We start from the raw sequence: 20237 nt of genomic DNA, 5'->3' as shown, positions 1-20237 counted from the left end.
TCCTTATTCACTGAGTTGCTGGCGGATAAAGGCCAGCACTTTTTCACATTCGTCACGGTTACCAATGCTGATGCGCAAGCTGTTGGCAACGGCGGTCTGACGCACAATCATGCCGGCACGTCCTAAACGTTCAAACACTGCGTCGGCATCATCCAGCGTGATGAGCAGATAGTTACCAAAACCCGGATGCACCTCAACGCCGGGCAGCATACTGAGGCCGGCTTGCAGGTAGGCACGGTTGGCGGTCAAATCCAAAACCTGATATTTCATCCGCGCCAAACCGGCCTCGGAGAGCGCTTGCTCGGCAATCTGTGCCACGGGGACCGGGACGGGATACGGCGGGATCACCTTAAGCATCAAGCTAATAATCGCGGGACTGGCGAGGGTAAAGCCGCAACGCAGTCCTGCTAGGGCAAACGCTTTGGATAGGGTGCGCAGAATAGCCAGATTCTCAAAGCGCGCGAGCAAATCGGTGCAGGTCGCTTCTGGACTAAATTCAATATAGGCCTCATCCAGTACCACAATCGCGCGATCTTGAGTGCGGGTAAGTAGCGCCTCAATGTCGTCGCGGTTAATCAGATTGCCGGTCGGATTATTGGGACTACACACGAAGATAAGCTTGATACCGGTATCTGCCTCCAAGGCGCTATCAATCTCTGCCATGTCCAACTGCCAGTCGGCGGTGAGCGGCACTTGGGTGGTGGCGATCCCTTGGTTTTCCGCACTGACCGCATACATGCCATAGGTAGGTGGACAGATCAGCACGCTATCTTGGTTTGGCTCGCAAAAGGCACGCAGCAACAAATCAATCCCTTCATCGGCGCCACGAGTGGTGATGACTTGGTTCGTTGCTACGCCGGCATAGTCTGCATAGGCATTGATCAATGCATTGGGCTGACAGCTGGAGTAGCGATTGAGTCCCTGACCGCTTACGGTGTAAGCGTTGTCAAAGGGTGACTCGTTAGCATTGAGCCAGACATCCCCGCTGCCGCCAATGCGGCGGGCTGACTGATAGGGCGTGAGCGCTTGTACTTGCTCACGGGCGAGTTTTTCGATGCTCATACTAATGGATCCTCCGAAGCTTGAGCTTGTTGCAGCTTAGTGAGACGAATCTCGACTGCTTGGCGGTGTGCATCCAAGCCTTCTGCTTCGGCAATACGCATCACTGTCGGGCCCAATGTTTGCAAACCGGTGTCGCTAAGCTCTTGTACCGTCATTCGCTTGGTAAAGTCGGCCAGCCCAAGGCTGCTGTAGGTGCGCGTATAGCCATAAGTAGGGAGCACGTGATTGGTGCCAGAGGCGTAATCGCCCACAGACTCGGGCGAGTATGCGCCCAAGAAAATCGAGCCAGCATTATCCAACAGGGGTAACAAATCCCTTGGCTGTTGAGTTTGCACAATCAAGTGCTCCGGCCCATAACGGTTAGAAATCGACACGCACTGAGTGAGGGTGTCGGCAATGATAATCACACTGCTGCCCAGCGCTTGCTTGGCAATCTCTGCACGACTGAGTGTGGTTAATTGCTGCTGCACTGCATCCGCCACTTTCTCTGCCATCTCTGGGGCAGGGGTCACCAGCACCACTTGCGAGTCGGGGCCGTGCTCTGCTTGGCTGAGTAAATCGGCGGCAACAAAGTCTGGATCCGCGCCGGCATCGGCAATCACTAACACTTCCGAGGGGCCGGCAGGCATGTCCATGGCCGCGCCATTGGCGGCAAGGCTCACTTGACGTTTGGCTTCGGTGACATAGGCATTACCCGGGCCAAAGATCTTATCCACCTTGGTCACGCTTTGAGTGCCAAAGGCCATCGCCGCCACCGCCTGTGCGCCGCCCAGGGTATAAATCTCATCAATCTCACACAGTTTGGCACAGTATAAGATTTCATCGGCCACCGGCGGTGGGGTACACAGCACTACTTTTCGGCAGCCAGCAATTTGTGCGGGCACGCCTAACATCAATACGGTCGAGGGTAAGGGCGCGCTACCGCCGGGAATATACAGCCCCACGCGGTTAATCGGGCGGGTAATGGATTCGCACACCACCCCCGGCATGGTTTCGACTTTCAATGGCTGCGCTTTTTGCGCACGGTGAAAGGTGCTGATGTTATCGTAGGCTTGGCGCAGGGATAGCTTGATATCTTCTCCCAAGCGCGCTTCAGCCTCGGCCAAGGTCGCTTTGTCGAGTTTGATGCTATCGAGTTCGACCCCATCGAACTTTTGGGTCAATGCTTTTAAGCTTTCATTGCCTCGCTCACGGACATCGGCGATAATATCCGCGACGCTCGCTTGGGTTTGCGCGCCGGTTGTGATAGCCGGACGGCGCATTAAGCCTTCTTTTTGTGACTCTCCGAGTGATTTCCAGACCACAGTACGCATCGTGACTTACTCCATCATCTTTTCAATCGGCAGGACCAAGATTGAGCTCGCGCCCAGCTGCTTCAATTTTTCCATGGTTTCCCAGAACAGATTTTCGGTACTGACCAAGTGCACCGCGACACGGCTCTTTTCGTGGGCTAATGGCAAGATGGTGGGATCTTCCGCGCCGGGGAGTAGCTCGACCACTTGCTCTAAGGTTTCGCTGGGCGCGTGGAGCATGATGTATTTGGACTCTTTGGCTTGGATGACACCTTGCATGCGGGTGAGCAAGCGTTCAATCAATGCGGTTTTCTCTTCACTGAAGCTGCCTTCACGCTGGATCAATACCGCTTTTGAGCGGAATATGACTTCGGCTTCTTTCAAGCCATTGGCTTCTAAGGTGGCACCGGTTGAGACTAAGTCACAAATCGCATCGGCTAGTCCCGCACGCGGCGCGACTTCGACGGAGCCATTGAGCATACAGGTGCTAAAGTTTACCCCCTGTTTGTCCATATAGGCTTTGAGAATATTGGGGTAGGTGGTGGCAATCCGTTGGCTGGCCAGATCTTGTGGACCGTTATAGCTTTGGTCTTTATCGAGGGCGATAGAGAGACGGCAGCCGCCGAAATCGAGGCGGCGCAGTAGTTGATATTGGCTCGGCTCGCCCAGCTTGATGCGCTCAAGGCGTACTTCTTCTAATTCGTTTTCGCCAATCACCCCTAAATCAACCACGCCGTCCATGATAAGGCCCGGGATATCATCGTCACGGACCAGCAGCAGATCGATGGGCATGTTTTCGGCGTGAACCACTAAACGCTCACCGGTGTAATTGATTTTTACCCCGCAGCGTTTAAGCAGCTCTTGGCACTCCTTGGCGAGGCGGCCCTTTTTTTGGATGGCGATACGTAAGCGTTGTGTTTGCATGTGTGCTTCCTTGTCTAAAAATGAAAAGCTAAAAAAGAAAAAACCCTCGGAAGACGGTGCTCCCGAGGGTCTGAATCTGTTAGCTGGCTAATGACCGACGGAAGCGCTTTTTACTCGTCTTCCAGTCGAAACCATTCCTCCCGAAAGACTAGTCAGGATGATGGTGGTGATGCATTGTCATTAGCGATGAAGTCATTTTTTGATGTCCATTTACGTTGGTCAATCTCATTTCTTTTTTGACAATATCAAAGTCAGCTTAGATTGCAACTACAAACATGGAGATTTTTTCACCGCCTAGCATGACAAGCGGTGACGCCTAGACATAAACATCCAGCGAGCCATCATCTTTTTTGCGTGGCGCGCTCTCTTTTTCAGCCTGCGGCGACGCATGGTGATCCGATGGATCATCTAAGCGACGCTGCTTGCGCTCCTCAATATGGGCTTGCTTTCGAATTGCCCATACTTTGGTTGGCGGTGCATGTGGTGTGCGATACACGGGACTGAGATTGCCGAGCCAATTCATGATTCATCCTCCTCTGGTCTTACTATCAGTATCGACCAAGGAAAAGAATTCTTGATTGATTTTTAACCAGGTCTTCTCAGAGGAGGGTAGAGACTAACTGCAACACTTTTTAAACTTACGTCCGCTGCCACACGGGCAGGGATCGTTGCGCCCCGCTTTGACATGGCCGGGAAACACGCCATCGATATATCGCCACTGAAGCTGTCCATCGATCGTCTCTTTGACAAAACGAGAGCGCTCGTACAGGCACTGAGGCTCACCGTCGGCAATAAAGTGCGCTTTGAAGGTCACAAAGCCAAGTTCACCTTGCTGCAACACCTCGCTATCGAGTACTTCGAGAGATTGCCATTGGTGCTGGGTCATGGCAGCAATATCTTCACGAAACGACCCAGCGCCACATTCACTGTGATAGGTCGCAACAATAAAATCCACCAAGCCTTTGGGGTGTGCACTATAACGAGCGCGCATCAGTTGCTCAGGATGGATAGCATTGGCGGGGTTCTGATGAATGGGCGCGCAGCAATCTTGATAGGGTTTATTGCTGCAACAAGGGCATAAGTCAGTTTGCATAGCTTTCTCTTAACAATAGGCTGAATGGCTTAGCGATGGGTAAAGTCGCGGGTTTGCAAGTCACAATCTTGTTCATTGCACACCAACACAGAGCCGTGTTGATACCAATCGCCTAACACAATACGTCGGTACTCGGTGCCGTGTTGGTGCCACTGGTGGATATGAGGGCGATGGGTGTGGCCGTGAATCATATGGCGTACATTGGCGTTATCCAACTGGCGCTGCACCTCTTGCGGCGTGACATCCATGATGGACGTTGACTTTTGTTGGTTGGCATTGGCACTGCCCGCGCGCATTTTGGCCGCAATCTTGCGGCGCCACGTCAGTGGTAGGCTCAGAAATAGTCGCTGCAACCAGCGCTGGTGGACTTTGCGTCGAAATGCCTGATAATCAACATCCTCGAGGCACAAGGTATCTCCGTGCAGGATCAGGGTGGGGGTGCCATATAAATCGATGCACTCAAGCTCGCTTAACAGCGTTACGCCGGTTTCTCTAGCAAAGCGTTGGCCAATTAAAAAATCACGATTGCCATGAATAAAGTACACTGGCACGCCTTGCTCAGTCACCGCGGAAAACGCCGCTTTAATCTGTCGATGAAACGGGCTGTTGTCGTCATCACCAATCCAAACCTCGAATAAATCCCCCAGAACATACAGGGCGTCGGCATTTATCGCCTCTTGCTTCATAAATCGTTCGAAGCAGTCAGTGATATCTTGCCGCGTCGGGCTTAAGTGTAAATCAGCAATGAAGAGGGTATGAGACATGCGTTGGTTTTATCATTAATAGAAAGCGGGTCGCGACGAAAAAGAAAGGGTAGCCTTGGCTACCCTTGCTCGATAGTGTCACTTCAGTCTTCAATAGTCACGCTATTGATCAACACTTCTTCGACCGGGACGTCCTGGTGAACGTAACCCCAGTTACCGGTGGCAACGCCTTTGATCTTGTTGACCACATCCATGCCTTCAACCACTTCGGCAAACACACAGTAGCCCCAGCCATCTGGCGTCTTAGCTTTGTGATCCAAGAACAGGTTGTCATTGACGTTGATAAAGAATTGCGAGCTTGCTGAGTGCGGCTCCATGGTGCGAGCCATCGACAAGCGCCCCGTCAAGTTGCTGAGGCCGTTATCTGCTTCGTTTTTAATTGGCGCACGGGTTGCTTTTTCTTCCATGCCAGAGGCCATGCCACCGCCTTGGACCATAAAGCCGTCAATCACGCGGTGGAACAGGGTTCCGTCGTAAAAGCCGTCACGGCAGTATTGTAAAAAGTTCTCGACCGTAGCCGGTGCTTCGTCTGCAAACATGCGAAGTTTGATGTCACCGAACGTGGTATGAAGAGTCACCATGATGTAATCCTGTCATTGGCTTGGCTAAAAAGGATCACAGATTTTAGCCGAAAGTATTCGCTGATCAAGCAAAGATCCCCTGGATGTGGAATTAATCATCATTCCTGAGTCGTCCTTATCTCAGGCGAGCTGGGGAAAAGCGATTAAGACACGGGCTCAACATGTGCGAGTAATTTTTTTAGTAACACGGCGAGTTCGGCTTGCTCATCGGCGGTGAGACCCGCCAAGAGTTGGTGTAAATTGTTGGTATGATCCGTCACCGCTTTATCGATTAATCCCATACCCGCGTCTGTCAGTGAGACATAGACGCCACGGCGATCGTTGGGATCAGGGCTGCGAGACACCAAGCCTTTTTGCTCGAGGCGATCGATACGGTTGGTCATTGCGCCCGAAGTAAGCATCAAGGCATCGAGCAGCTGGTTGGGTGTTAATGTATAGGGCGAGCCTGCACGACGTAGGGAGGCCAACACATCAAACTCGCCAGGGTTGAGGTTATATTGGCCAAATACTTGTTGCAGTTTGGGATTGATATTGCCCAAAACCCGCGCGAGACGGCCCGTGATCGCCATCGGGCTGGGGTCGATATCTGGGCGCTCGTCGTGCCATTGGCGTAAGATGAGGTCAACTTTGTCCTCTTGGGGCGCGGAAGGGGTTGCGTTATCAGTCATGATTCTGCCACATCGGTTAGTCTCAATAAGATCGGTGAGTGCCAATCAGTCAGTGGGCCAGTTTGCCCAATAAATACTTATCGATAAAGATTCTTTATTGAAAAATAAATGAATTGACTTAAAAAGCTCAAGCGATAATCTCGGTTTTAGTCGTAACTTGTGAGCCCAGTCTTAATGTTTCACAGGCCTTGGCCGGCGTGAGAGGCTTGCGTCATGCCAGTAGAAAAGGTGTAATAGCTGCTTCACCTTACTCATTGTCACTATTGTAACGAGTCATCAAATTATTATGTCGACGCAAACCCCCCCGTTAAAGATCTACAACTCACTGACGCGAGATAAAGCTGTCTTTCAACCCATCACGCCGGGAAAAATTGGCATGTATGTGTGTGGGGTGACGATTTACGATCTCTGTCATATTGGTCACGGGCGTACTTTTGTTTCGTTTGACATGATTGCGCGCTACTTGCGCTACTTGGGCTTTGATTTGACCTTTGTCCGTAATATCACGGATATCGATGACAAAATCATTAAGCGTGCGGCGGAAAATGGCGAGAGCTGTGACGCATTGACCGAGCGCTTGATCGGTGAAATGTACCAAGACTTTGATGCTTTAAACATGGCGCGTCCTGATATCGAGCCACGTGCGACGGACTACATCGATGAAATCATCGCACTGGTAGAAAAGCTGATTGAGCGTGGCTTCGCCTATGTCGCAGATAATGGCGACGTGATGTTTGAAGTGGCCAAGTTTGATGATTACGGCAAGCTGTCAAAGCAAGACCTCGATCAGCTGCAAGCGGGCGCCCGTGTGGATGTTGAAACAGCCAAGCGCAGTCCTCTCGATTTTGTGGTGTGGAAAATGTCCAAACCTGGCGAGCCAACATGGGAATCCCCGTGGGGGCCAGGTCGCCCTGGCTGGCACATCGAGTGCTCGGCAATGAACTCTGCGATCTTGGGCGAACATTTTGATATTCATGGTGGCGGCTCTGATTTGCAGTTCCCGCACCATGAGAACGAAATTGCCCAGTCTTGCTGCGCCCATGACACCCCATATGTCAATACCTGGATGCACAGCGGCATGGTGATGGTTGATCGTGAAAAGATGTCCAAATCCTTGGGGAATTTTTTCACCATCCGTGATGTATTGGCACATTATGATGCCGAAACCGTGCGTTATTTCTTGCTGTCCGGTCACTATCGCAGCCAGTTGAACTACAGCGATGAAAACCTCAATCAAGCCCGTTCAGCACTTGAGCGTCTGTACACCTCGCTTCGCGGTTTAGACACTCAGGCCGTACCTGCCGGTGGCGATGAATACGTGGCACGCTTTGAAGCGGCGATGAACGATGACTTCAATACCCCAGAGGCCTATTCGGTGCTATTCGATATGGCTCGAGAGGTTAATCGACTGCGCGGCGATGATCAGGCGGCGGCATCCGCGCTGGGCGCGCAAATGCGCAAGTTAGCGTCGATTCTTGGTTTGCTCGAGCAAGATGCCGATAGCTTCTTGCAAGGCGATGCAGGGGCTGATGATGAAGTGGCTGAAATCGAGGCGCTCATTCAAAAACGGAACGATGCCCGTAAAGCCAAAGACTTTGCCAGCGCCGATGCCGCGCGTGATGCGCTCACCGCGATGGGTATTGTGCTGGAAGACGGCCCACAAGGCACCACTTGGCGCCGTAAGTAAGCGACTGTTATTTGCCATTGAGCCACTAAAAACGGAGCCGACCCGCTCCGTTTTTTTATTATCGGTATCTCGTGCTTTTACTCGCAGCGACTGCCGTACCAATCAACGTGAAGCCAGTGTTACAGCCCAGGTGTGACCACGCGTTTATCGGCTTCCGGCAGTTCACTGCCACAATGCTTACAAAATGAGGCGTCGGACTCATGGCCGCTTTTTGAGCAGTTAGGGCATTTTACCAAGTTGCGATGCAGTGACATCTGCTGACCGATTTCGGCAGTGATGATCCCTGTAGGCACGGCAATAATCGAATAGCCCATCAACATGGTGAAAGACGCGAGTGCCTTGCCAATATCGGTTTGCGGCACAATATCGCCATAGCCGACGGTGGTGAGGGTGACGATCGCCCAATAGATGGCATAGGGAATACTGGTAAAGCCATTCTCTGGCCCTTCAATCACGTACATAAGTGCGCCGAAGACGGTGACCAGGATCGCCACGGAGAAGAAGAAAATCATCACCTTGCGCGATGACAGCATCATCGAGCGTAACAAGATGTTGGAGTCTTCCAAAAAGCGCATCAGCCTCAAAACACGGAAAATGCGCAATACCCGCAACAGGCGTACCACCATCAGGTAAGTGGTGCCTGGGACAAAAATCGCGATATAGGTGGGCAGAATCGCCAGTAAATCCACCACGCCGTAAAAGCTTCGCGCATAAGCAGACGGACGCGGAGAGCAATAAAGGCGCAGTAAATACTCGATGGTAAAGATGCCGGTAAAGCCCCATTCAATCCAATAGAGCCATTGCGACCATTGAGCGTGAAAGCTAGCGATGGATTCCAGCATCAACACCACCATCGAGGCCAAGATCATCACAATTAGCACCAAATCAAATGCTTTCCCGTGCTTCGTCTCGGTGCCAAAGATGGTGGTGTAGAGATAATGTTGAAGACGGCTTTGTGACTTATTCATTCGCTTACCTTGCTATAAACCTTCCATGATTGAGCCGCAAAAAACCGGCACAGCAACTGCCTGCGTGCCGGTTTGCTAGTACTACGCGCTGCACGGGATGACCGCGCGTTTAGTTAAGGCCAGGAAACAAAGCGCGCATGCCAGAGGCGATAAACTCGATGCCTAATGAGCCCAGAATAAGACCCATGATCCGCGTAATAACGTTGATACCCGTTTGGCCTAAAAATTTCACTACTGCAGGGCCGACTTTAAATAATCCCCAGATTCCTGCAGAGAACAGCACCAGGGTGGTGATTAATGTAATCGTACTCCAGGTATCGGGGTATTGAGAGCCATACACAATGGTTGAGCTGATCGCACCTGGCCCGGCGAGCAGCGGCATTGCCAGCGGCACCACGCCCACTTGTTCACGGCTAATGGTTTCGGATTGCTCCTGCTTGTTTTGCTTACCCTCACCCAACTTACCGTTCATCATGGTAAAAGCGATACTGAGCAGCAACATGCCACCAGCCACCCGGAATGAGTCGAGGGAGATACTGAATAAATCCAGCAACATCTGACCGGCAAGTAGAGAAACAATCAAGATGATCGCGACCGCGATGGCTGCGGTGTATGCCGTGCGATTTCGTTCTTGTTTATCAAGATGTACGGTGAGGGTGACAAAAACGGGCATGATACCGATAGGGTTAACGGCGGCAAAAAGCCCGACAAAAAACTGCACAAAAATCATGGTGTCGAAAGCGGCCATGGTGACTCTCGTAATGCTGTGAGGAAGTCCAGTTTCTCTCGGGTTAAATCAATGGCGCCAGTATAGCGATATCAGTTTAAAAACCAACCACTCAGCCATGTATTTTCTGCATGCAATGATTGCACGTTTTGAACCAACTTAAGATGGCTCACTCAAACGATTTGTCGTCATGCAACTTTCGCACGGCAAACTATACTGAGGGTCGGTGTCGTGGATATAAACAACCATCTTCAGGCGTTTTGTTGAAATTTACATACAGTATCGACATATAGACTTGTCTCATCATGTAAAAAACATGTTACTGTGATGAAAATTTTAGACACATACATTCTGTGCTACAAAAATATTAAACCCAGTAACTGTGGGGGTTAAGCGTAAAGTTTATTGCGGTTGATTTGATAACAACTGATCGAGATCAAGTTACTCACGCTGTGAAAACTTATACTCAGTTTTGAAAGTTATTTACTAAATGCCACGCACCGAATGGCGACACTAACCAAAGATAAACATGGCTTAGTAAGCAAAGACGCGGCGTTAAGCAATTACTAAATGATTTTCAAATATGAACCAGGAGACGACTATGCCTGTCACTAATATTGCTGAACTCAACGCGATGGTTGAGCGTGTCAAAAAGGCACAACAAGAATTTGCGACCTATTCACAGGAGCAAGTAGATAAGATCTTCCGTGCCGCATCTCTGGCTGCAAACAACGCGCGTATCCCACTGGCGAAACAAGCGGTTGAAGAGTCAGGCATGGGTATCCTCGAAGACAAGGTTATCAAAAACCACTTCGCCTCTGAGTTCATCTACAACAAATACAAAGACGACAAAACCTGCGGGATTCTCGAAGAGAATGACGAATTCGGCACCATGACAATCGCCGAGCCCGTTGGCCTTATCTGCGGTATCGTGCCAACCACTAACCCAACCTCTACTGCGATCTTCAAATCACTGATCTCACTGAAAACGCGTAACGGCATCATCTTCTCGCCACACCCACGTGCGAAAAACTCGACCAATGATGCCGCGAAACTGGTTCTCGATGCAGCAGTGGCTGCGGGCGCACCTAAAGACATCATCGGCTGGATTGACCAACCTTCAGTTGAGCTTTCTAACGCACTGATGAAGCACGACGACATTAACCTGATTCTGGCGACCGGTGGCCCAGGCATGGTGAAAGCGGCATACTCATCAGGTAAACCTGCGATTGGTGTGGGTGCGGGTAACGTGCCTGTGGTTATCGATGAAACCGCTGACATTAAACGTGCTGTCGCGTCTGTACTGATGTCAAAAACCTTCGATAACGGCGTGGTGTGTGCGTCAGAGCAAGCGGTTATCGTGATGGACGAAGTGTACGATGAAGTGAAAGAACGCTTTGCGTCGCACAAAGGCCATGTATTGAGCAAAGCAGACGCCGATAAAGTGCGTAAGGTACTACTTATCAACGGTAACCTTAACGCTGATATCGTGGGCCAACCTGCCACTAAGATTGCAGACATGGCCGGTGTAAGCGTGCCATCAGACACTAAAATCTTGATTGGTGAAGGGCTGGAAATCAGCATCGAAGAAGAGTTTGCTCACGAGAAACTCTCGCCAACCTTGGGTATGTTCCGTGCCAAGAGCTTTGAGCACGCGGTCGATATGGCGTGCAAAATGGTAGAAATGGGCGGTATCGGCCACACCTCTGGCCTATATACTAACCAAGACGTGAACCAAGACCGCATCAAATACTTTGGTGACCGCCTGAAAACGGCTCGTATCCTAGTCAATATTCCAACCACGCACGGTGGTATCGGTGACTTGTACAACTTTAACGTTGCACCGTCACTGACATTGGGCTGTGGCTCATGGGGTGGTAACTCAATTTCTGAGAACGTTGGGCCTAAACACCTGATGAACAAGAAAACCGTAGCGAAGCGAGCTGAGAATATGCTGTGGCACAAACTACCAAAATCTATCTACTTCCGTCGCGGCAGCTTGCCAATCGCACTGAGTGACCTAGAAGACAAGAAACGCGCGATGATCGTGACTGACCGCTTCCTGTTTAACAACGGTTATTCAGAGCAAATCGAGTCAATGCTTAAAGCGCAAGGCATGGACGTGAGTACTTTCTTCGAAGTAGAAGCGGATCCAACCTTAAGCGTGGTGCGCAAAGGTGCGGAAGCAATGAAGAGCTTCCAGCCAGACGTGATTATTGCCCTAGGTGGTGGTTCACCGATGGACGCGGCGAAAATCATGTGGGTTATGTATGAGCACCCACAGACAGCTTTTGAAGAGCTAGCGATGCGCTTTATGGATATCCGTAAACGTATCTACAAATTCCCGAAAATGGGTAAAAAAGCCGAGCTGGTTTGTGTGACAACCACATCAGGCACCGGTTCAGAAGTGACTCCGTTTGCGGTAGTAACGGACGATGAAACTGGGGCGAAATACCCACTGGCCGACTACGAGCTGACACCACAAATGGCGATTGTTGATGCCAACCTGGTGATGAACATGCCGAAGTCACTGACAGCCTTTGGTGGTTACGATGCGATTACCCACGCACTGGAAGCCTATGTGTCTATCCTTTCTAACGAATATTCAGAAGGGCAAGCACTGCAAGCGCTGAAATTGCTGAAAGACTATCTGCCAGCGAGCTATGCGCACGGCGCAAACGATCCAATTGCACGTGAGAAAGTGCACAATGGTGCCACCATTGCCGGTGTCGCATTTGCTAACGCCTTCTTGGGTGTGTGTCACTCAATGGCGCACAAAATCGGTGCTGAGTTCCACTTGCCACACGGTTTGGCGAACGCGCTGCTGATTTCCAACGTGGTACGTTTCAACGCCAATGACAACCCAACCAAGCAAACGGCATTCTCGCAGTACGACCGTCCACAAGCACGTCGTCGTTATGCAGAAATCGCTGACCACCTTGGCCTAGCACAAGACGGCGACCGTACCGCACAGAAAATCGAGCGCCTGCTAGCATGGCTTGAAGAAATGAAGCTGAAACTGGATATCCCAGTCTCAATTCAGGCAGCCGGTGTACCAGAAGCGGACTTTATGGCCAAACTGGATGAGCTAGCGGAAGAAGCGTTTGATGACCAATGTACAGGCGCTAACCCACGCTACCCACTCATCAAAGAGCTGAAAGAAGTGTTGGTTGCGTCATACTACGGTAAGCCTTACGTGGAAGGTGAAACCTTTGAAGGCACGACGGTTATCAAGAAAAAAGATGACCAACCAGCCGCCGCACCGACTAAAGCCGCGAAAGCAGCGAAAAAAGACGAAAAAGCAGACGCCTAATTAACCTAGGTAACCGCTTAACGACAAAGACCCGCTTCGGCGGGTCTTTTTGTATTTGAGAGAGCGATCTTCTACCCACTTGCCTCTAACAACCGGCCGTTAAAAGAATCGTTGGAGACGATGTACTCGGCATTGCGGATAAACTCATCATCGACACCGCGACTCGGCTGGCTTCGGTGACGCGGGACAATACCGCCGACACGAATTTTCAGCGCGGAAAGCTCTTTGGCCCACCGCTGGGTCAAACCGCCAATCATGGCGTTGGCAACCGTATCGGGCGTGAGATGAGTGCCCGCGACATTAATGATCACGCCTGGCCGACCGCGTTGCTGCATGCATTCTGCTGCACGTTGGACGACCAAAAAGTATTGTGACGTGGTATCACTGAGTGTTTTGGGTGTGTCCCATTGATTGTCACTGTCAAAAAGCTTAGGCAGGATATCCCCTTGCCAATGATTAATGAGCACATCAATGCCACCAAAAAGCCGAGTAACTTGGCTGAACGCATCGTGAATAGATTCAGGCTCATGGTCAGCTAAACAAATAGGCTGAACGCGCCCCGGATAGTTGCGGCATTGATCGGCACTTAAGCGCAGCGCTGGCCACTCGGTATCGAGCAGCACCACGTTGGCGCCAAGCGAGCAAAAATGCTCAGCCATGGCGCGTCCAGACGGTGAACCACCTGCGGTAATGACGACCACTGCGCTATCGATCTTCATGAGAGTTTCCTCATAATTATCAGTCTATTAAAACAACCTGATGCATTTATTTACCCAAGCAAGTCACGAGAAAGTGACAGCTTACTCACACCTTATTCAAGCATGGGAGTGTAATACTGGACCATAAATACGAGGACTGCGAAAAAAAGACTAAAAACGTCAGGTGGAATGGCAAAAAGAATATCGGGAATCTATAGAGGATCACAATTTGATAAAGGATCCACCAATGTCATCAAGATCGACTTGCGATCTGACGCATTATGCGCTCACACGCATTTTATCAAAGCAATGTGAGGTGGTGAGCTTTTCATACAAAGTGGCGGGGTTATACGCAGGGCGCTTGGGCTCGGTATCGGTCAAGTGACGGCGTTCGTGGCCAGATAAATTATGATAGACCGCTTCGTCAAAACCGTGTGTACCTTGAGGGGGATAATGCATGGCCGCGGGAGCAAGCTGAAAGCGCAGGTTGGCGCTAGCAATGCCGCCTCGATGAAAGGCATCGGCTTGCGCACTGGCGCGTTGATAGTCTTCTTCATTGCTGGCGGCAAGAGGTTGTGGGTTGGGCAGTTGGAACTGCTGACGGAGCACCTGATCATTGCTGACGGGCGCATCAATCGGCGTCAGCGGGGTCGACTCGTTGGCATCACCAGACAATAGCGCCATCATCAGGGCAAAGTCGGAACGACGCCCTTGTACCACCGCATGGTTTAGGTTGTCCCCAAACTGAACGTCGCTAATCAGCTGCGCTTTGTCGATGGTATGGATAGTCACTGTGGTTACCCTAGTTATGACGTGGTCGATACGGTAATAACTAGGCTATCGGCAGCAGACGAGAAACTTTAACGCTTTTCTTTGGTTTGGCTTAAATATCTTTGGCTGGTGACCATGTCTCCTATAACGTCGAGTGAACGCTGTACGAACTCATCCTGCCTCCGCAAGCCTGGGTTGCAAGGGCTGCGTACTCTGACCAGCAAAATGTTGCATTGAAAACGCCACTCGGTCTTCCGGTAGAGGCGGATAGCGACAAGGCGGCAGAGATTCAATCAGAGCAAGGCGCGGAAGCAGGCCACATCCATTCGCAATTTGAATGGCGAGGCCTGGTCGTGCATTGAGCTCCAATACCATCGGACCTTTTTCTTTGTCCAGCACCATGTCGGTGCCCATGTAACCCAAGTCCGTCATTTCCCATGCACTGGCGGCGAGGGTAAGAAGCTGCTGCCAGTGAGGCACTTGCAGGGTATAGAGATCTTGATGGGTATCTGGATGATGCGTGATAGGGCGATTAAACTGCACCGCTTTTAGTGCTTTGCCCGTCGCCATATCTAAGCCGACGCCAACGGCACCTTGGTGTAAGTTAGCTTTGCCATCAGACGCCGAGGTCGATAGACGCATCATTGCCATCACTGGGTAGCCTTGAAAAACAATCACGCGGATATCGGGCACACCCTCATAGCTAAATCCTTGAAAGCTATCATCAAACGCAATTAAATTTTCGACCACGGCGACATCGGCTTTGCCTCCCAGCGAGAAAAGGCCTGCCAAGGTATTGGTGATATGGCGCTCCACATCATTATGGCTGACCGCTTTCCCCGAGGCTTTGGTATAGACACCTTGGTGGTTTTTTGTCACCACTAAGATGCCTTTTCCGCCAGAGCCCTGTGCAGGCTTAATCACAAAGCCGGGCCAATTGGCGACCATGGCGTGGATGCGTTTGACATCCGCTTGGCTGTCAATCACCCCAATCAGTTCAGGCACCGTGGCCCCCGCTTGTTGGGCGATGAGTTTGGTTTGTAGCTTGTCATCAACCAATGGATACAAACGCCTGTCATTGTAGCGACCAATATAGCGAATGTTGCGCTGGTTCATGCCCATGATCCCTGCGTGGTTAAGGCGAAACGGAGAGGCTAACTTATCGAGGAGTTTGCGCATCATCGCCTCCTGAGGTGGTAGCTAACCCAAGTGGCTTATTACTCGGCTCCGCTAAGGGGCGGAAGCGCTTGAGTTCAGACAAGCGATAGCCCGTGTAATTACCCAGTAGCAAGATAAGTGCAAGGATAACCAGCTGCAGGCCAATAAAGTTAAAGGTGAGATGGCGAATCAAATCATTGGTCATCGCTAAATATACCAGTACGGCAGTGAGCAGTGAGCCGCCACCTTGAATCACCACTTCTTTTGCCCCTTCTTCTTCCCACAAAATCGACATCCGTTCAATCGTCCATGACAGAATGATCATCGGGAAGAAGGTAATGGTGAGCCCCTCCATTAAACCAATATGGAAGGCAATCACGCTAAAGACGGAAATAATCAGGATCACGGTAATAATCACGGCCGATATTCGTGCTACCAAGAGTAAATTGAGCCGGGATAAGTAGCTTCTGATCACCAGCCCCGTGCCCACAATCAACACAAAGCCCACGATACCGGTGATGAGCTGGGTTTGGACAAAGGCGACGGCAATGAGCACTGGCATAAAAGTACCAGAGGTTTTGAGCCCCACAATCACCCGCAAGAACACCACAATGAGCGCACCGATTGGGATCAGCATGATGGTTTTGAACATTGCCTGCTCTTCAATGGGCAAACTATGGATAGAGAAGTTGAGCAAATCGTCGGCCGACACCTTGGCCGAGGTGGCCTGCTGCGGACTGATGTCTTGCGAAATAATGGAGAAGTGCACCTGGCTGTGCTCACCGCCCATCACTTCTAGCAGCGGCCCGCCATGCTGGTTCCATAACAGCGTGTTATCGTGATGGCCATTTTGTCCGCTGACTAAATCAAACAAGTGCCAGCGACTGTCTTGCCACACTTGCAACATGGGGGAAATACTTTGGCGGCGCCGGCCATCTTCAAGCTCTAAACCGCCCACCACGCGCGCATGAATGCCTTCAAGAGCCAAGGTTTTGCGCAGCGCATCGGGTTTATCAAGCGTGTTGAGTAGCAGTGCCGCGTTTTGGCTATCAGGACTATTTAGCTGTTTGATGAGCTCACGGGTCAGGGTGATGTTATCGGCAGAGCGGGCACGAGCACGGTCAAGCAGCGCGAGTGCGGCGTTTTTCGCGGCATTATCCATGACAGGCGTGGCGACCACGTCATCCTCGGGCGGGGTCATGGTGTAGCGCGCGCTGTCATCAACCAGCATCTGGTTCTTAAAGTAAAGCGTTTGCTCACCACTCGCTTGTCGAGCCGACCACTGTGCTTGGCGGCCATGCTCGGTATCGAGCAAGGAAAAACCGTACCCGGCCGATGAGGTGCTTTCATCAATCAGGGTCAAACCCGGCTGGCTGTCTGGTGCCGCCAAACTGATTTTGACCGGCCCGTCGTTGGCATCGAAATTGATTCTCGCCTCGATTTGCCACACTTGACGCGTTTCGTCAGCCAGCCATGGCACGCCATAGACAAAATGACGGTACGCGCTGAGTGCAATACCTGCGACAACTAAAAAGCCAATTAAAAAATAAAAAGGAACCCGTGAAACCATATCGATTACCTACTTGTTTTGGGGGTGTCATCGCCTGGTTCCGATGGCGTGTCCGGCTGATATTGCGGATGAATATGGACTTGGCTGACATCAACCACCGCCAAGTCTTTAAAAAATTCGCGGCCGAGCAGCACTGGGTATTCCATGTTGGTGCGATCGGCGAGGGTGAATTCGGTTTTCTCATGGATGTTACCGACACGAATCCAGGCTTCGACCACTGGGCGGCGCTCAGTGCTATCGCTTGACGATTGACGGATACGCACCCAGCGTTTCACCGGCATTTCCATGATCACTGGCTGATCGCTGTTTTCACTATGATTGACGTTGAACTTGACCCAGGTATCGCCGTCACGCTCAAACTCTTGGATATCCACCGCGTTGAGTGAAGACGTTTCGGCACCGGTATCCACACGGGATTGGAAGGTGTTTTCGACCGCATCAAACCAGACAAATTCGCGTCCACCGAGAATAATCTTGCCGTCGTTAACGGGCACCCGCACCACCTTTTCTTTCACTTTGACGTCAGCGGTGTCGGTCGCCACATTGGCGTAAAGCTTGGCCTGGGTACGCTGAATCACGGTCAGTTGGCTTTCGAGCGCACTCACTTTGTCGGCCAACTGATTTAACGCTGTGCCATGTTGAGCGAATGTCTCGGTGATGGTTTGTTGTTGCTGCTGGTGTTGGGCAGCCAGATTATCAAATTTACTGAGCGTTTCCTGGTGTTGGTGCTGCGAGGTTAATGTGCAGCCGGACAACGTAAGTAAAAGCGCACTGATCAGTGAGCAACGAAATAGCATCTAAATCTCCACAGCGTAAGAAGGGTTGCGGCTAGCCATGTCACAGGCAGTAAAGCGCTGATCGCGACGGCGAGGGCAAATTCTAAAGGATGCGACAAAGATGGGTAGGGGGATTCTGTCAAATGTTAGTCAGAATTGACTAAACGCTGATTTAATCGACGGTAATAAAGCAAAGTTGTTAGCAAACAAGCACTCAGGCGGTGAAATAAAACACAGCCGTCAATACATGCGTCGTGATTGCGAGCGTGGTGTCAGCGTCAGGTGTGAGGTCGGTAAGCGGCGTTCACCGCCATGTTCACCCTTATCACCGCCCAGTGAGGCGGCGAGTAAGGGCGGTGGTATGGGGGAGCGGTGTCCGGGCTGTTGTTTAATCCGGGTTGCGAGCCACTAAGATCGCGCGTTTGGGGGCTGGATAACCTTCGATGGTTTGCGCTGGGTCATCTGGGTTGAGGTACTCAGGCAGCGAGTTATGAGTCATCCACTCGGTACTGCGCTGCTCATCCGTGGTGGTGACGCACTCGTCGACAATACGCACATCGACAAATCCGACTTTCTCCAGCCACACTTTTAACGCGCGGGCAGACGGGAAAAAATAGACGTTACGCATTTGTGCATAACGACCGGCAGGCACCAATACCGCGTTTTCATCGCCATCGATAACCAAGGTTTCCAGCACCAGCTCGCCATCTTTACGCAATTGATCTTTGAGTTGCATCAGATGATCGAGAGGGGAGCGGCGGTGATACAACACACCCATACTGAAAACGGTGTCGAACGCGCGTAGCGCAGGCAGTTTTTCAATCCCTAAAGGCAGCAGGTGCGCACGCTGATCGTTACCCATCAAGCGACGAATGGCGTCGAATTGCATCAAAAAGAGTTCGGAGGGGTCGATGCCCACTGTCAATGCGGCCTCTTCGCCCAACATGCGCCACATGTGGTAGCCATTGCCGCAACCGACATCAAGCACATACCGCCCTTTTAGCGGCGAGATATGCGGGAGTACGCGATCCCATTTCCAATCTGAGCGCCACTCTGTATCAATATCAATGCCGTGTACCTGGTACGGGCCTTTGCGCCAAGGGTGCAAGGTACGCAATAAGTTTTCTAATTTTTTGCGCTCGCCATTAGGTAAGCTACTGTTATCACCAATACGCACTGCGTCTTTCAGCTCAACCGTCTCGGGCGCGGTGGTGGGTATCTTGTTGAGCACTTTTATCCACTTGGGCATATCGCCATGCGGCTGGTTTTGCCAATCGGCTAATTGTGCTGGCAACACCTCGAGCCAATGGCTTAGACGGTTTTTGGCGATCAGCTGATAAAAATCGGAAAAATCAAACATCAGATTACTCGTACTGTCAGGCTCGTCTTACTTAATCGCGAGCATCGAACCAAAGTTAAAACACTGGAACCACATGGCGACGCTGCTAAAGCCAATGGCATGGAGCCGCGCTTGGTGGGTGGCAATACTGTCTGGGCGCATCACATTTTCCAGTGCACTGCGCTTTTGGCTGATCTCAAGCTCGCTATAGCCATTGGCACGCTTGAAATCGTGGTGTAAATCGATCAGCAATTCATTGGCGGTTTCGTCTTCAAAGCGGTACTTTTCGGATAGAATCAGGATCCCACCTGGCTTCAAGCCTTGATAAATGCGAGTGAGTAGGGCTTGGCGATCGTCAGGGCTTAAAAATTGTAGGGTAAAATTGAGCACCACCATCGAGGCATTGGTTATCTCGACGTCGCGAATATCGGCTTCGCGAACCTCAACATCGGCGGCGCCGCGATACGCGTTAACATGCAAGCGACAACGCTCAACCATGGCTTGTGAGTTATCCACCGCAATAATTTTGCAGCTGTCATGAGGAATATGGCGACGCATCGATAAAGTGGCAGCACCCAGCGAACAGCCAAGATCGTAAATATGACTATCAGGCGCCGCAAAACGCTTGGCCAGCATGCCGATGGCCGAAATAATATTGCTGTAACCCGGTACCGAGCGCTGGATCATATCCGGGAACACCTCAGCGACATTTTCATCGAAGGTGAAATCGCCCATTTTTTCGATAGGCGCTGCGAAAATTTTATCCTGATTAGCCATGTAAGCCCCTACAAATCAGCCAAGCTGGCAGGCTTTGGTGCGTTTTGCACCCAAAGCTTGCCACAAAAG

18 protein-coding genes, 1 pseudogene and 1 other annotated feature are annotated in these 20237 nt (G+C 51.2%); of the genes and pseudogenes, 2 read left to right on the top strand and 17 right to left on the bottom strand.

Going from position 1 to position 20237, the window contains the following annotated elements:
* Window positions 1-3: 3 nt before the first annotated feature.
* From hisC to BZG72_RS00230, 8 genes are all read right to left on the bottom strand, one after another.
* A complete protein-coding gene (gene hisC / locus BZG72_RS00265; RefSeq protein ID WP_077665841.1) occupies window positions 4-1062 on the bottom strand; it encodes a histidinol-phosphate transaminase in 1059 nt (352 codons plus the stop codon).
* On the bottom strand, window positions 1059-2375 hold the full coding sequence (gene hisD / locus BZG72_RS00260) for a histidinol dehydrogenase (protein WP_077665840.1): 1317 nt from the start codon (window positions 2373-2375) through the stop codon (window positions 1059-1061). The genes hisC and hisD overlap by 4 nt, the downstream gene beginning before the upstream one ends.
* Window positions 2376-2381: 6 nt before the next feature.
* The gene (gene hisG, locus BZG72_RS00255) at window positions 2382-3278 is read right to left on the bottom strand and encodes an ATP phosphoribosyltransferase (RefSeq protein ID WP_077606935.1); all 897 of its coding nucleotides are present in this window, start codon (window positions 3276-3278) and stop codon (window positions 2382-2384) included.
* Between the two features lie 34 nt (window positions 3279-3312).
* Window positions 3313-3451: a sequence feature (His leader region), on the bottom strand.
* Between the two features lie 143 nt (window positions 3452-3594).
* Window positions 3595-3801, bottom strand: a complete 207-nt coding sequence (locus BZG72_RS00250) for a hypothetical protein (protein ID WP_046075342.1) — start codon at window positions 3799-3801, stop codon at window positions 3595-3597.
* A gap of 93 nt (window positions 3802-3894) precedes the next feature.
* Entirely contained in the window at window positions 3895-4371 is a 477-nt protein-coding gene (locus tag BZG72_RS00245; RefSeq protein WP_077665839.1) for a YchJ family metal-binding protein, read from the bottom strand.
* Between the two features lie 29 nt (window positions 4372-4400).
* Window positions 4401-5135: a UDP-2,3-diacylglucosamine diphosphatase gene (lpxH, locus tag BZG72_RS00240; protein ID WP_077665838.1), complete on the bottom strand. Its 735-nt coding sequence runs from the start codon at window positions 5133-5135 to the stop codon at window positions 4401-4403.
* Between the two features lie 83 nt (window positions 5136-5218).
* Window positions 5219-5716 (bottom strand): peptidylprolyl isomerase, encoded by a 498-nt coding sequence (locus BZG72_RS00235; protein ID WP_046075345.1) that lies wholly within the window; start codon window positions 5714-5716, stop codon window positions 5219-5221.
* A gap of 143 nt (window positions 5717-5859) precedes the next feature.
* Window positions 5860-6384 (bottom strand): MarR family winged helix-turn-helix transcriptional regulator, encoded by a 525-nt coding sequence (locus BZG72_RS00230; protein WP_074212280.1) that lies wholly within the window; start codon window positions 6382-6384, stop codon window positions 5860-5862.
* Window positions 6385-6670: 286 nt separating this feature from the next.
* Between BZG72_RS00230 and cysS the strand changes: the two genes are divergently transcribed.
* Window positions 6671-8071 carry a cysteine--tRNA ligase gene (gene cysS, locus BZG72_RS00225; protein WP_077665837.1) on the top strand — a complete coding sequence of 467 codons (1401 nt, stop codon included), beginning with the start codon at window positions 6671-6673 and terminating at the stop codon, window positions 8069-8071.
* 119 nt (window positions 8072-8190) lie between these two features.
* Here the strand turns inward: cysS and BZG72_RS00220 are convergent, their stop codons facing one another.
* Together BZG72_RS00220 and BZG72_RS00215 are read right to left on the bottom strand one after the other, a co-directional pair.
* Window positions 8191-9039 carry an ion transporter gene (locus BZG72_RS00220; RefSeq protein ID WP_046075348.1) on the bottom strand — a complete coding sequence of 283 codons (849 nt, stop codon included), beginning with the start codon at window positions 9037-9039 and terminating at the stop codon, window positions 8191-8193.
* Window positions 9040-9148: 109 nt separating this feature from the next.
* Window positions 9149-9787 (bottom strand): YchE family NAAT transporter, encoded by a 639-nt coding sequence (locus tag BZG72_RS00215; protein WP_046075349.1) that lies wholly within the window; start codon window positions 9785-9787, stop codon window positions 9149-9151.
* A 562-nt stretch (window positions 9788-10349) separates the two neighbouring features.
* On the opposite strand from BZG72_RS00215, the gene adhE reads away from it, so the two are divergent.
* Complete coding sequence (adhE, locus tag BZG72_RS00210) at window positions 10350-13079, top strand: bifunctional acetaldehyde-CoA/alcohol dehydrogenase (protein ID WP_255352030.1); 2730 nt, start codon at window positions 10350-10352, stop codon at window positions 13077-13079.
* Between the two features lie 71 nt (window positions 13080-13150).
* Here the strand turns inward: adhE and BZG72_RS00205 are convergent, their stop codons facing one another.
* The 7 genes and pseudogenes from BZG72_RS00205 to cmoA form a co-directional block, all read right to left on the bottom strand.
* The gene (locus tag BZG72_RS00205; RefSeq protein WP_046075351.1) at window positions 13151-13798 is read right to left on the bottom strand and encodes an SDR family NAD(P)-dependent oxidoreductase; all 648 of its coding nucleotides are present in this window, start codon (window positions 13796-13798) and stop codon (window positions 13151-13153) included.
* 258 nt (window positions 13799-14056) lie between these two features.
* Window positions 14057-14569 carry a VC2046/SO_2500 family protein gene (locus BZG72_RS00200; protein WP_077578101.1) on the bottom strand — a complete coding sequence of 171 codons (513 nt, stop codon included), beginning with the start codon at window positions 14567-14569 and terminating at the stop codon, window positions 14057-14059.
* Window positions 14570-14719: 150 nt separating this feature from the next.
* Window positions 14720-15727 carry an alpha-L-glutamate ligase-like protein gene (locus BZG72_RS00195; RefSeq protein ID WP_167369759.1) on the bottom strand — a complete coding sequence of 336 codons (1008 nt, stop codon included), beginning with the start codon at window positions 15725-15727 and terminating at the stop codon, window positions 14720-14722.
* Window positions 15728-15773: 46 nt separating this feature from the next.
* Window positions 15774-17276, bottom strand: a pseudogene (locus BZG72_RS00190) (inactive transglutaminase family protein); the annotation flags it as partial.
* Between the two features lie 5 nt (window positions 17277-17281).
* Window positions 17282-18073: an ATP-dependent zinc protease family protein gene (locus tag BZG72_RS00185; RefSeq protein ID WP_077665836.1), complete on the bottom strand. Its 792-nt coding sequence runs from the start codon at window positions 18071-18073 to the stop codon at window positions 17282-17284.
* A 367-nt stretch (window positions 18074-18440) separates the two neighbouring features.
* Window positions 18441-19412, bottom strand: a complete 972-nt coding sequence (gene cmoB, locus BZG72_RS00180; protein WP_077665835.1) for a tRNA 5-methoxyuridine(34)/uridine 5-oxyacetic acid(34) synthase CmoB — start codon at window positions 19410-19412, stop codon at window positions 18441-18443.
* 27 nt (window positions 19413-19439) lie between these two features.
* Window positions 19440-20168: a carboxy-S-adenosyl-L-methionine synthase CmoA gene (gene cmoA, locus BZG72_RS00175; RefSeq protein WP_077578106.1), complete on the bottom strand. Its 729-nt coding sequence runs from the start codon at window positions 20166-20168 to the stop codon at window positions 19440-19442.
* Window positions 20169-20237: the final 69 nt, after the last annotated feature.

It is taken from the genome of Salinivibrio sp. PR6, assembly GCF_001995955.1.
GTDB classification, from domain to species: domain Bacteria; phylum Pseudomonadota; class Gammaproteobacteria; order Enterobacterales; family Vibrionaceae; genus Salinivibrio; species Salinivibrio siamensis.
The sequence above is the reverse complement of the archived record's forward strand: the minus strand, read 5'-3'. Positions and strand labels throughout refer to the sequence as shown.

Excerpts from the sequence above, each read along its gene's own strand:
- hisC (WP_077665841.1), bottom strand. The coding sequence starts at position 1,062 with ATGAGCATCGAAAAACTCGCCCGTGAGCAAGTACAAGCGCTCACGCCC.
- BZG72_RS00235 (WP_046075345.1), bottom strand. The coding sequence starts at position 5,716 with ATGGTGACTCTTCATACCACGTTCGGTGACATCAAACTTCGCATGTTT.
- cmoB (WP_077665835.1), bottom strand. The coding sequence starts at position 19,412 with ATGTTTGATTTTTCCGATTTTTATCAGCTGATCGCCAAAAACCGTCTA.
- BZG72_RS00250 (WP_046075342.1), bottom strand. The coding sequence starts at position 3,801 with ATGAATTGGCTCGGCAATCTCAGTCCCGTGTATCGCACACCACATGCA.
- BZG72_RS00185 (WP_077665836.1), bottom strand. The coding sequence starts at position 18,073 with ATGCTATTTCGTTGCTCACTGATCAGTGCGCTTTTACTTACGTTGTCC.
- hisG (WP_077606935.1), bottom strand. The coding sequence starts at position 3,278 with ATGCAAACACAACGCTTACGTATCGCCATCCAAAAAAAGGGCCGCCTC.
- hisD (WP_077665840.1), bottom strand. The coding sequence starts at position 2,375 with ATGCGTACTGTGGTCTGGAAATCACTCGGAGAGTCACAAAAAGAAGGC.
- cysS (WP_077665837.1), top strand. The coding sequence starts at position 6,671 with ATGTCGACGCAAACCCCCCCGTTAAAGATCTACAACTCACTGACGCGA.
- cmoA (WP_077578106.1), bottom strand. The coding sequence starts at position 20,168 with ATGGCTAATCAGGATAAAATTTTCGCAGCGCCTATCGAAAAAATGGGC.
- BZG72_RS00195 (WP_167369759.1), bottom strand. The coding sequence starts at position 15,727 with ATGCGCAAACTCCTCGATAAGTTAGCCTCTCCGTTTCGCCTTAACCAC.
- adhE (WP_255352030.1), top strand. The coding sequence starts at position 10,350 with ATGAACCAGGAGACGACTATGCCTGTCACTAATATTGCTGAACTCAAC.
- BZG72_RS00215 (WP_046075349.1), bottom strand. The coding sequence starts at position 9,787 with ATGGCCGCTTTCGACACCATGATTTTTGTGCAGTTTTTTGTCGGGCTT.
- lpxH (WP_077665838.1), bottom strand. The coding sequence starts at position 5,135 with ATGTCTCATACCCTCTTCATTGCTGATTTACACTTAAGCCCGACGCGG.
- BZG72_RS00230 (WP_074212280.1), bottom strand. The coding sequence starts at position 6,384 with ATGACTGATAACGCAACCCCTTCCGCGCCCCAAGAGGACAAAGTTGAC.
- BZG72_RS00220 (WP_046075348.1), bottom strand. The coding sequence starts at position 9,039 with ATGAATAAGTCACAAAGCCGTCTTCAACATTATCTCTACACCACCATC.
- BZG72_RS00245 (WP_077665839.1), bottom strand. The coding sequence starts at position 4,371 with ATGCAAACTGACTTATGCCCTTGTTGCAGCAATAAACCCTATCAAGAT.
- BZG72_RS00205 (WP_046075351.1), bottom strand. The coding sequence starts at position 13,798 with ATGAAGATCGATAGCGCAGTGGTCGTCATTACCGCAGGTGGTTCACCG.